This window comes from Streptomyces sp. NPDC040405, from assembly GCF_055595765.1.
The window spans coordinates 481,861-493,958 of sequence record NZ_JBVIVI010000006.1; the positions used below are offsets into that span (position 1 = coordinate 481,861).

8 protein-coding genes are annotated in these 12,098 nt (G+C 73.5%); all 8 read left to right on the forward strand.

Annotated features, from left to right (window positions below; all coding sequences use genetic code 11):
- Window positions 1-6: 6 nt before the first annotated feature.
- Window positions 7-378 carry a LysM peptidoglycan-binding domain-containing protein gene (locus ACZ59A_RS26365; RefSeq protein ID WP_470962941.1) on the forward strand — a complete coding sequence of 124 codons (372 nt, stop codon included), beginning with the start codon at window positions 7-9 and terminating at the stop codon, window positions 376-378.
- Window positions 371-1,510 carry a hypothetical protein gene (locus ACZ59A_RS26370; protein ID WP_470962944.1) on the forward strand — a complete coding sequence of 380 codons (1,140 nt, stop codon included), beginning with the start codon at window positions 371-373 and terminating at the stop codon, window positions 1,508-1,510. The genes ACZ59A_RS26365 and ACZ59A_RS26370 overlap by 8 nt, the downstream gene beginning before the upstream one ends.
- Before the next feature lie 93 nt (window positions 1,511-1,603).
- Window positions 1,604-2,137 (forward strand): phage baseplate assembly protein V, encoded by a 534-nt coding sequence (locus ACZ59A_RS26375; RefSeq protein WP_470962947.1) that lies wholly within the window; start codon window positions 1,604-1,606, stop codon window positions 2,135-2,137.
- 34 nt (window positions 2,138-2,171) lie between these two features.
- Window positions 2,172-2,531: a hypothetical protein gene (locus ACZ59A_RS26380; protein ID WP_470962950.1), complete on the forward strand. Its 360-nt coding sequence runs from the start codon at window positions 2,172-2,174 to the stop codon at window positions 2,529-2,531.
- The gene (locus ACZ59A_RS26385) at window positions 2,528-2,905 is read left to right on the forward strand and encodes a GPW/gp25 family protein (RefSeq protein WP_468051854.1); all 378 of its coding nucleotides are present in this window, start codon (window positions 2,528-2,530) and stop codon (window positions 2,903-2,905) included. Before ACZ59A_RS26380 ends, ACZ59A_RS26385 begins: the two co-directional genes overlap by 4 nt.
- Window positions 2,902-6,045 carry a putative baseplate assembly protein gene (locus tag ACZ59A_RS26390; RefSeq protein ID WP_470962953.1) on the forward strand — a complete coding sequence of 1,048 codons (3,144 nt, stop codon included), beginning with the start codon at window positions 2,902-2,904 and terminating at the stop codon, window positions 6,043-6,045. The genes ACZ59A_RS26385 and ACZ59A_RS26390 overlap by 4 nt, the downstream gene beginning before the upstream one ends.
- Entirely contained in the window at window positions 6,042-9,881 is a 3,840-nt protein-coding gene (locus ACZ59A_RS26395) for a putative baseplate assembly protein (RefSeq protein WP_470962956.1), read from the forward strand. The genes ACZ59A_RS26390 and ACZ59A_RS26395 overlap by 4 nt, the downstream gene beginning before the upstream one ends.
- A complete protein-coding gene (locus tag ACZ59A_RS26400) occupies window positions 9,878-12,046 on the forward strand; it encodes a hypothetical protein (protein ID WP_470962959.1) in 2,169 nt (722 codons plus the stop codon). The genes ACZ59A_RS26395 and ACZ59A_RS26400 overlap by 4 nt, the downstream gene beginning before the upstream one ends.
- Window positions 12,047-12,098 lie beyond the last annotated feature (52 nt).

A 12,098-nucleotide genomic window follows, 5' to 3' on the forward strand; every position in this document is an offset into this window, starting at 1 on the left:
AGACAGATGGCCGGGATACAGCCGTACGAGAGCGCGCTGGACGGGATACCGGGGTCGCACCCATACCCCCGGACCAGCCGGTATCACGATGCCGAGATCGGCGTGCACACCCAGCCCGACGGGACCGAAGTGCGGTACGCCAAGCGCCGGTTGTTGCCACCCCTCAACGAAACAGAAGACGAGACCGCACCGCACACCGTCAGCAGCGGAGAGCGGCCGGACCAGCTCGGCCAGCGGTACATGGGGGACCCCGGCCAGTGGTGGCGGATCGCCGATGCCAACCCCACCCTCGACCCCCGGGAGCTGGCCGCCGAGCCCGGCCGGGAGATAGAGATTCCGCTGCCCGGCGGGTTCACGGGAGGGGGCGGCCGTGGCTGACGAGCCCGTGGGGCAGGGGCCCATCCACCTGGAGCTGAGGATGGGGCCCCAGCTCACCCGCCCCGTACCGCCCGAGGTGACCGAGGCACTGCTGTCCGCGCAGATCACCATGACCGCGGGGGAACGCAGCGGCTTTCAGATCGCCTTCGACCTGACCAAGAAGGGGGCGATCATCGATCACCTGCTGCCGGAAGGGTTCTTCGACCCCCGGACCAGGGTGATCATGACGGCGGCCGTCAAGGGAACGCCGATCGTCCTGCTCGACGGGCTGATCGTGCGGCAGGAGGTCGGGGCCAGCAACCAGCCGGGCCAGACCACGCTCACCATCACCGGCGAGGACCTCACGCTGCTGATGGACCTTGAGGAGAGGACCGACCGGTACCCCGGTCTCCGCCCCGCCCGACGCGTCGAGCGGATCCTCGAGAAGTACAAGGACTACGGGATCCGCACCCGGATCATCGACGAGAAGATCCCGCAGACGCCCAACGTCCAGCAGCGCGTGGACTACCAGACCGGCACCGACCTCCAGTACCTCAACGAGCTGGCCCGCGCCAACGGCTTCACGTTCTACCTCGTGCCCGGGCCGGGCCCCGGAGTCTCCCTCGCCTACTGGGGGCCCGAACGCAGGATCGGCCGACCGCAGCACGCCCTCAACGTCAACATGGACGTCAACTCCACCGTCGACCAGCTCACCTTCGCCTACGACGGCACCGCCCGCGAGGAACCCCAGGCCCGCTGGCAGGACCCCAGGACCCGGGACTCCACCCTCCTCCCGCAGCCCGACATCAGCCCCCTCCGGCCGCCCCTCGCCAAGCGGCCCACGCCCGCGCTGAAACGCAAGACGCTCTCCGGGACGGCCAAGTTGGACCGGGGTCAGGCCGAGGCCGAGGCGATGGCGCGGGCGGCGACATCCGCGGACGCGATCTCCGGGTCCGGATCGCTCGACGTCAACCGGCACGGGTACATCCTCCAGCCGCGCCAGCTGGTCGGCGTGCGGGGCGCGGGCAAGACGTACGACGGCGAGTACTACGTCAAGTCCGTCACCCACACCATCCGGCCCGGGTCGTTCCAGCAGAACTTCACGATTTCCCGCGAAGGACTCATCGCCCGCAACAGCACCGTTCGACCGTAGCCACTGCCAGGTCGTCAGCCCTCCAGGTCGTCAGCCCTCCAGGTCGTCAGCCCAGCAGGTCGTCAGTCCGCCAGGAAGGATCAGGAGCACCACATGGCCGTTGCGCCCAACAACCGCTTCCTCGGCAAGTTCCGGGGACGGGTCCGCGACAATCAGGACCCCCTCGGCATCGGCAGGATCACCGCCGACGTGCCGGACGTGCTCGGCGACGAGCCGAGCACCTGGGCCATGCCGTGCTTCCCCTTCGCCGGGGAACAGCAGCGTCCCGCCGGTCAGTACGTCGTGCCGTCCATCGGGGCCGGGGTGTGGATGGAGTTCGAGCAGGGGGATCCGAGCTTCCCCATCTGGACGGGGTGTTGGTTCGGGGCGCGGGAGCAGTTGCCCGAGGACGCGCGGACCGACCCCGCGACCGCCCATCCCGTCGTCATCCAGACGCCCGGCAAACACAAGATCGTGATGTCGGACGTGCCCGCCGAAGGGATTCTCCTTCAGGCACCCGGCGGCGCGTGGTTGAGGATCGACGCCACCGGAGTGCACATGGACAACGGCCAGGGGGCGTCCGTGTCGCTCCGCGGAGACCAGGTCGACATCAACCAGGGCCGACTGACCGTGCCCAAGAAGCGATAAGCGCGGAGCACCAGCAGAACGGGGAGGGAACGCAGTGCCATCCGGAAACCGCGGGAATCTCGTCAGCCACACCACCACCATCAGCTGCCCGCACGGCGGACGGGCGCGGCCGGTGTCCGTCTCATCGCCCGGAGGGGTGCTGCTCGACGGGCAGCCCGTGCCGAACGCCGCCGACGCCTACGCCGTGATCGGCTGCCCGCACACCGTCGACGGGCTCCCCGTGCCGTGCGTCAGCGTCCGGTGGGTCCCGGACCGCGACGGCGTGCTGCTCGACGGCCAGCCCGTGCTGCTCGACACCACCGCCGCGCAGTGCTTCACCGCAGCCATGGTCCCCCAGGGACCGCCGGTCGTGGCCGCCACAGGACAGGGACGACAAGGAGTGGTGTGCCGATGAGGGCACAGCGTACGGATATCGCGTTCCCGTTCAGGGTCGATCGACGCGGGCGCACCGCGCACGCGGACTACGACGACCACGTACGGGATTTGATCGAGCAACTTCTGTTCACCAGCCCCGGCGAGCGCGTCATGCGGCCCGACTTCGGATGCGGGCTGCTGGACCTCGTGTTCACGCCCAACAGCCCCGAGCTGGCCTCCGCCCTCGAACTCTCCGTCCAGGCCGCGCTTCAGCGCTGGCTCGGCGAGCTGATCGACGTGGAGGCGCTGGACGTGGTGAGTGAGGAGAACGTCGTACGGGTCCACCTGAGGTACGTGGTGCGCTCCACCGCCAGCCTCCGCGACGAGGTGTTCGAGGGGAGGGGCGCGGCATGAACCCGCAGACGGAAACGCGGCGCCACCGCGTCCGCGCCGCCCACCTCAACGGCGTCGACGCCGTCGAGGTCAGCGACGACGGCCTCACACTCACCGTCTCCTTCCTCGGCAAGGCACCCCATGACCTCTGCGCCGAGAACGTACGTATCGACGGCGGCCGCCGGGTCACCGGCATCGGCGTCGTGGACATCGCCGTCGAGCGCGAGGACGATCCCGAACTCGACGACAAGCTGTACGTGACCCTCGACCGGACCGGGGACACCTCCCCCTACCGGCTCGCCATCGTCGATACCGACCCCTTCGGACGCCCCGGCGACGAACCCTTCCGCGGCTTCGACCAGCGCTACTATCACGCCGAGTTCCGCTTCCGGCCCGACTGCCCCACCCCCTTCGACTGCACGGAGCCGGAAGGCGGCGAACGAGCCACCTATCGGCCCGCCCCCGTCATCGACTACACCGCCCGCGACTACGACACCCTCCGCGCGGTCGTCCTCGACCGGCTCCGCCTCACCACCCCCGACTGGATCGAGCGCAACGCCGCCGACCTCGGCACCACCCTGGTCGAACTCCTCGCCTACACCGCCGACCAGATCAGCTACCACCAGGACGCCGTCGCCACCGAGGCGTACCTCGACACCGCCCGCCGCCGCGTCTCCGTACGCCGCCATGTCCGGCTCATCGACTACCCGATGCACGACGGCTGCGCCGCCCGCGCGTACATCGCCGTCGAAACCGCCGAGCGGCTGACGCTGCGCCCCGGCACGTACCGCTTCGCCGCCGTGGACGTCCGTACGCTCGCGCCCCGCGACCGGCCCGAGGTCGGCACCGTCATCGACGACCGCGACCTCGCCATGCTGGACGAGCGCGGCTCGGTGGAGGTCTTCGAACCGGTGTCCACCCGCCCCCTGCGGCTGCGGCCCGCGCACAACGCGATCCGCCTGTGGACCTGGGGCGACGAGGTCTGCTCGCTGCCGAGGGGCGCGAGCGCCGCGACGTTACGTGACGAGTGGACCGACGACGGCTGCGAGGAGCGGGCCCTCGACCTGCGCCCCGGCGATCTGCTGCTCTTCGAGGAGGTCCGCGGCCCCCGCTCCGGCACCCCCGGCGACGCCGACCCGGCCCACCGGCACGCCGTACGGCTCACCTCCGTCACCCCCGCCGTCGACCGGCTGGCCGAACAACCGGTGCTGGAGGTCACCTGGGCCGCGGCGGACGCGCTGCCGTTCCCCCTCTGCCTCACGACCCGCGCGGGTACGGACTGCGCACTCGTCGAGGACATCACCGTGGCGCGCGGCAACGTGGCCCCGGCCGACCACGGCCGCTCGCTGACCTGGGGCTGCGAGCCGGGCCTGCCCGAGACCGTCACGGTGCCGCCCGTACCGCCCGTCGCCGGGTCCTGCACGCCGCCCGCCTTCGGATGCTTCGACAAGGACGCGGGCAACGAGCCCGCCCGGCTCATCGACTCCCTCCTCGACGCGACCCGCCACGGCCACCAGCTCACCGCCGCCCACGTGACCGACCTGTTCACCGTCGTCGGCCAGGACCCGACCGAACGCGCCGGGCTCGGCCTGGAGCGCGCCGGGCAGCGGCAGGAGCGGGTCGTGCCCGGCACCGCGTACGCCCAGGCCGAGGCGCTCAGGACGCTGCTGGCGCAGGGCCTCTACCCAGGCATCGCGCCCCGGTTCCGGCCGATGCTGGAGCGCTCGCCGGTCGCCCAGACCGTGCCGTTCCCCGACCCGCGCCACATCGCCGCGGGGCAGGCCGAGCGGCTGGCCGCCATCCCGGACCGCGTCAGGCACCGCCTGCTGGAGCTGTGGCGCAGCGCTCGCGACCACGACGGGCTGACGGACGAGGAAACAGCCGAGCTGACCGTGCTCTTCGGGCTGCGGCTGCTGGAACGGCTGGAGCTGGCCCGGCACCCCGTACGCGCGCTCCGCGAACTGCTGCACCGCTCCGACCAGCTGCTGGCCGCGAAGGTGCGCCGCCTCGCCGTGCTGACCGCACGCGCCGGGGCGGGCACGGTGCTCGATCCACACATCGCCTGGGAGATCGGCCACAGCTGGGGCCGGGCGTACGCGCACGGGCTGCACCCGGACGATCCGGCGCTCCACGGCCCCGCCGCCGCGCTCGCGCCCGACCCCCGGGTCGCGCTCCCCGCCGTACGCGTCGATGACGGTCACCACACCTGGACCCCGCGTCGCGACCTGCTCGCATCCGGCCCCCGCGACCGCCACTTCGTCGGCGAGCTGGAGGACGACGGCCGTATCGCGCTGCGCTTCGGCGACGGCCGCCACGGCGCCAGGCCCGCCCCCGGGTCCCGGCTGCGTCTCCACTACCGGCTCGGCGGCGGCACGGCGGGCAACGTGGGCGCCGAGGCCATCAACCACCTCGTCCTCGCGCGCGACCCGGACGATCCCGACGCCGCCGACCCGATGCGCGTCGCCGGGGTGCGCAACCCGCTGCCCGCCGTCGGCGGCACCGAGCCCGAGCCCGTCGAGCAGGTACGCCAGCTCGCCCCGCTCGGCCTCAAGCGGACCCGGCTGCGGGCCATCACCGCCGAGGACTACGCGGCGCTCGCGGCCGAACTCCCCGGCGTACAGCGCGCGGCGGCCGAGATCCGCTGGACCGGCAGTGTGCAGGAAGCGCACATCGCCATCGACGCGCACGGGACGGGGGCACCACGGCAGGCCCTGCTCGACGCCGTCGCGCACGCGCTGGAGCGGTACCGCCGGATCGGGCACGACCTGGTCGTCGGGCCCGCCCGGCCCGTACCGCTGGACATCGCCGTCGAGGTGTGTGCCGCGCCCGGCCATCAGCACGGGCAGATCCTGGCCGAGCTGTACCGCGTGCTCGGCAGTCGACGCCTCCCGCGGCGGCGGCTCGGCTTCTTCCACCCCGACGCGCTCACCTTCGGCGAACCGGTCCGGCTCAGCCGCCTGGTGGCCGTCGCCGCGGCCGTGCCCGGGGTCGAGAGCGTGGCGGTCACCCGGCTGCGGCGGATGTTCCACCCCGACGACGGAGAGAGGGAGGCAGGCGTGCTGCGGCTCGGCCCGCTGGAGGTCGCCCAATGCGACAACGACCCCGACCGGCCGGAGAACGGCCGCATCGAGATCACCCTGAACGACGGAGGTGCGCGATGAGCGGCGACCGCACCTGCGGCTGCGGCGGCCACGACGAGCGCCGCGCCCCCGACGCCCTCTACAACCCGCCCGGCCGCACCGCCCTGGACTACCGGGTCGGGGAGTACGGCTCGTTCCTCGCCGCCATGCTCGACCGGCTCGCCTCGCCCGCCTACCCCGCGCTGCGCGGCCTGACCGTCCGCACCCCGGACGACCCGGCCGTCGGGCTGCTGGACGCCTGGGCCGTCCTCGGCGACCTGCTGACCTTCCACTCCGAGCGGATCGCCGACGAGGGCTATCTGCGCACCGCCGACGACCACCGCTCGCTCGCGCTGCTCGGCCGCCTCGTCGGCCATGTGCCACGCCCGGGCGTCGCCTCCGACACCCACCTCGCGTACACCGTGGACCGCGACCCGCGCGCCGAGGACGTCCACGTCACCATCCCGCGCGGCGCGATCAGCCACAGCGTGCCCGCCGCCTCCGACGAGGAGTCGCACACCTTCGAGACCGACGAGGACCTGACCGCCCACTGGTCCTGGAACGAGCTGGCGGTGCGGCGCCGCCGCCCCGCCCTGCTGACCCCGGACGACCTGAAGCAGCGCTCCGGCCTGCTCGTCGCCGGAACCTCGACCGGCCTGGCCACCGGCGACCAGCTCCTCTTCGTCTTCGCGGCCTCCGACGACGGCACCCCCGGGCAACGCCTGCTGCTGCCCGTCTCCCGGATCCGGATCGACCGGGACGACGAGGTGACCGCCATCGGGCTGCCGCAGTCCCCGCCCGCGTCCTTCACGGAGCTGGTGGACGAACTCCGGCAGTGGATCACCCCACCGGAGACGGCCCCCGGCACCGCCGACCCCGAACCCACCCCCGACCACCCGAACCCCCGCCCCGTCAGCAGGCTGATCGAGGAGTTCGACACCCAGGTCCTCGCCCCGCTCCGCGCCGACCTCGACGACCTCACCCGCCCCGCCCAGCTCGCCCGCCGACTCGCCGAACCGCACGCCCGGCTCGCGGAGGCGCAGGCGCTCGCCGCCCCGTACGAGGAGGTCGCGGCGTGGTTCGAGCGGCTGGAGGCGGTGATCGGCGAACTGGCCGAGCGCGCCGAGGAACTGGACACCGCCCAGCCCGCGCAGATCAGCCCGCGGTCGCAGCTCACCCACGACCGCCCGGAGCGGACCAGTACCGAGGAGACCGGCCCCGAGGCCCCGGCCGCCCTACGTGCGCTCGGCGCCGTACTCCCCGCCCTGCGCACCCGCGCCGTACGGCCCCCGTCCGGGGCCGCCTCCGGAACCTCCGGGGCCGCGGCCGCCGGGCACCGCTTCGCGCCCGGCTCCGACCTCGCCCCGCAGCTCCTCGCCGCCCTCGACCCGCGCCTCGGGACCGGGCTGTACGCCGCCTGGCGGCGGGCCGCCCCGCCCCAGCAGGCCACCCCGCTGCTCCGCGAGCTGCTGGCGATGCGCGTGACTGCCGCGCCCTTCGGCGCGACCGCGCCGCTGAAGGCCGTGCAGGACGACCGCGGCCGCGTCATCCGGCAGGTCGACTGGCCGCTCACCGGCGGCGCGCTGACCAGCATGCGCGTCGTGTACGACACGGCTGGCAAGGTGCCGGTGAAGGCCGAGTTCCAGCACACCGAGACCGGCACCTCGGTGCAGCGCAGCGAGAACCTGCCACAGAACGAGACCTTCGACCTCCCGCCCGGCCGGATCGAACTGTCCACCCGCACCGGCCAGAACCACGATCTGAGCTGGCTGAGCCGCCGCCCCGTCGACACCCAGGAGCCCGGCCTCACCGCGAGGCTGCTGCCCGGCCTGCCCGCCTACACCCTGTTCGTCTCCCGCCCCGCCGAGGACGGCCGGGTGCACATCGCGGTGGAGGTGGACAGCGGCGAGTCCCCGCAGTGGCGGCTCGCGCGCGGCGAGCAGAAGCAGATCCCCCTCGGCCGGTACGAGCTGACCCTCCGGTACACCCCGGGCAGCGAGCCACCGGCCGTCGAGATCGGCATCGCGACCGTCCCCGAACCCGCCAACCGCCACGTCCTGGCGCTCGACTCCGTCCACAGCGGCATCACGGTCGGCAGCTGGGTCGCCATCGAGCGCCCCCGCAAGGGCGCCGAGGACGGTGTGCCCGGGGACAAGAAACTGGCGTTCGTCACCACCCGCGTCACCGCCGTCCGCACCGCCGCGTACACCAACTACGGCATCACCGGACGCGGCACCGAACTCACCCTCGCCGATCCCTGGCTGGACGAACACGACGTCGTCCTCTCCGCGATCCGCGACACCACCGTGCACGCGGGCGGTGAACCGCTCCGCCTCGCCGACGAGCCGCTCGGCGAGGACGTGCACGGCAACGAACTCGAACTGGCCGAGCTGTACGAGGGGCTGCGCCCCGGCCGCCGCGTCGTCGTCTCCGGCGAGCGCACCGACCTCCCGGGCTCCGCCGCCCTGGGCGGCACCGAACTCGCGGTCATCGCGGCCGTCGAGCAGCGCGTCGACCCGGATCTGCCCGGCGACCACGTCCATACGGTCCTCACGCTCACCGCCGACCTCGGATACCGCTACCGCCGCGACACCGTCCGCGTGCGGGGCAACGTCGTCCCCGCCACGCACGGCGAGAGTCGCGACGAGCCGATCGGCAGCGGCGACGCCACGCGCGCCCACCAGACCTTCGCGCTCTGGCAGTCCCCGCTGACCTGGCTCCCCGCCGACAACCCACTGGGCGCGACCCCCGCTCTCGAAGTCCGCGTGGACGGGCTGCTCTGGCACCGGACAGACAGCCTCGCCGGGCGCGGCCCCCGCGAGCGGGTCTACCTCACCGGCACCGCCGCGGACGGGCGTACGACGGTGACCTTCGGCGACGGCGTGCACGGCGCCCGCCTGCCCACCGGACACGAGAACGTCCGCGCCCGCTACCGCTTCGGCACCGGCGGCCCCGACGGCGCGGCCAACGTCGCCGCCCACCGCATCACCCAGCCCCTCACCCGCCCCCTCGGCGTCACCGCCGTCACCAACCCCCAGCCCGCCACCGGCGGAGCCGTGGGCGACGGCCCCGGCCTCACCCGCCGCACCATCCCGCTCGCGGTGTCCGCGCTCGACCGCCTCGTCTCCGTCCGGGACTACGAGGACTTCGCCCGCTCGCGGGCGGGCATCGGCCGCGCCCGGGCCGCCGAACTCCACGACGGACGCCGCAAGGTGCTGCACGTGACGGTCGCCGGAGTGGACGACGTGCCCATCGCCGACGACGCCGACGTGCTGCGCGCCCTGCGCGCCTCACTCGCCGAATACGGCGACGCCCGGCTCCCGGTCCGGGTCGAGTCGCGCGAACTCGTACTCCTCCTGCTGGTCGCGCGGGTGAAAGTGGCGCCCGACCACACCTGGGCGCTCGTCGAGCCGCGGGTGCGCGCGGCGCTGCTCGCCAAACTCGGCTACCCGGGGCGGGAGTTGGGCCAACCCGCCCGGCTCTCCGACGTCCTGGCCACCGCACAGTCCGTGCCCGGCGTGGACTACGTCGACGTCGACGCCTTCACCGGCATACCGGCCTCCAGCACCCCGCAGGAGCTGAGCCGGCTGGCCACCGAGCTGGACCGGCCACGCGACACCGTCCCCGCCCGGTCCGCCACGTACGACGAGGACACGTACCGCGTCACCGCGTCCGACGGCGAGACGCTCACCGACATCGCGGCACGGGGCGGCATCACCCTCGCCGAACTGCTGCGCCTCAACCCCGACATCACCGACACCGCACGCCTGCCCAAGGGTCGCTCGGTGTTCGTCTTCCGCGGCATCAGGCCCGCACAGCTCGCGCTGTTCACGCCCGACGTCCCGGACACGCTGATTCTGACGGAGGTCACATCATGACCAGGGAGCCGGACGGGCTCGCCGAGCTGCTCCCCGGGTGGCATCGGCTCCGGGACGCCGAGGCGGGCGAGCCCTTGCGCGCGCTGCTCGCGGTCCTCGCCGAGCAGGCCGACCTCGTACGCGACGGGGTCGAGCAGCAATACGAGGACTGGTTCGTGGAGACCGCCGCCGACTGGGTGCTGCCCTACCTCGGTGACCTGGTGGGCTACCGCCCGCTGCCCGGCTACGAGCGGGTGCTCGCCACCGGCCTGCGCGACGGCGGACGCCCCGACGCCTCCCGGCGGCGGCTCGCCGAGGCCCTCGCCCCGCGGCGGGACGTCGCCGCCACCGTCGGCCACCGGCGCCGCAAGGGCACCCTCGCGCTGCTGGAGGAGCTGTCCGCGTCGGTCGCCGGATGGCCCGCACGGGCCGTCGAGCTGTCCCGGCTCGTCTCCCACCAGCAGCCGGTGAAGCTCTTGAAGGGCAACGGGGAGGCCGACGCGCGCAGGCTCGCCCGTGGCCGCCTCGCCGACCTGCGGGACGGCTCGGCGCTCGACCTCGCGGGCGGCCCGTTCTCCACGGTGGCCCGCTCGGTGGACGTACGGCGCGCCGACTCCCGGCGCGGGCAGGGCGGTTACACCCCGGCCGGGGTCGGTCTGTTCGTGTGGCGGCTGAAGCCGTACTCCGCGACGCGGGCGCCCGCGTACTGCGTCGACCGGGCCCGCAACCTGTATACCTTCTCCATCCTCGGCAACGACACCCCGCTGGTGACCCGGCCCGAGCCGGAGCCGTCGGCCTCGCACATCGCCGCCCTCGGCAACGTCCCGGCGTACATCCGGCGCAGGCAGCTCGCGGACCGGCTCGCCGACTATTACGGCCCGGGCAAATCCTTCGCCATCTGGCGCGACGGACACGAGGAGCCCGTACCGCCCTCGGACCTCGTCGTGGCCGACCTGACCGACTGGCGCTACCGCCCGAAGCGCGGGCAGGTGGCCGTCGATCCGGTGCTCGGCCGGATCGCCTTCGGGTCGCGCTCCGCGCCGCGGCAGGGCGTGTGGGTGACGTACCACTACGCCTTCGCCGACGACATGGGCGGTGGCGAGTACGCGCGCGACGACCGCGAGACGCCGCCGGACGCCGAGATCTACCGGGTCGGGCCGGGGTGTGCGTACCAGCGCGTCATGGACGCGTACGGGCAGTGGAAGAACGACCGCCGGGCCGGGCGGTGCGGCCCCGAGGGCATCATCGAGATCACCCACAGCGGCGCCTACCAGGAGCAGCTGGACTTCGACCTCGACCCCGGCGACCGGCTTCAGGTGCGCGCCGCCGAGGGAACCCGGCCCGTGATCCGGCTGCTCGACTGGTACAGCAACCGGCCCGACGCGCTCAACATCCGGGCGCCGGAGGAGTGCGCGGGACGCCGCGACGCGCCGCGCATCGTGCTGGACGGGCTGCTCATCGCCGGGCGCGGGCTCAATGTCACCGGCCCGGTCGGCACGGTCGTCCTGCGTCACTGCACGCTCGTACCCGGCTGGTCCCTGGAGCCGGAGTGCGAACCGCGCTCCCCGGACGAGCCGAGCCTGGTCCTGGAGCGCACCACCGCCTGTGTGCAGATCGAGCGCTCCATCCTCGGCACCATCGAGGTCATGGGCGACGAGGTGCACACCGACCCGCTCGCCCTCCACATCCGCGACTCCCTCCTCGACGCCACCGGCCACGACCGCCCGGCCCTCTCCGCCCCGGACTGCCGCCACGCACACGCCGTGCTGCACGCCCACCGCACCACCGTCATCGGCGAAGTCCACACGCATGCGGTCCAGTTGGGCGAGAACAGCATCTTCACCGGCCGGATGCACGTGGCCCGGCGCGGCATCGGCTGCCTGCGCTTCTCCTACGTCCCACCGGGCTCGCGCACCCCGCGCCGCCACCGCTGCCAGCCGGACCTGGTGGGCGGGGACGAGGCGTGGCGGGTGCGGCCGCACTTCAGCGGCGGGCGCTACGGGACACCGGTGTACGGGCAGCTGGCCGCCGGTTGCGCCGACGAGATCCGCAGGGGCGCGGAGGACGGGGCCGAGCTGGGCGCCTTCCACGACCTCTACCAGCCACAGCGCGAGGACAGTCTGCGCGCCCGCCTCGCCGAGTACGCACCGGCCGGAACCGACGCGGGAGTCGTCTACGTGACCTGACGCCGAGTGCCGCCCGCAGCGCCTTCTCCGAAGCCTTCACGAACCACTGAGG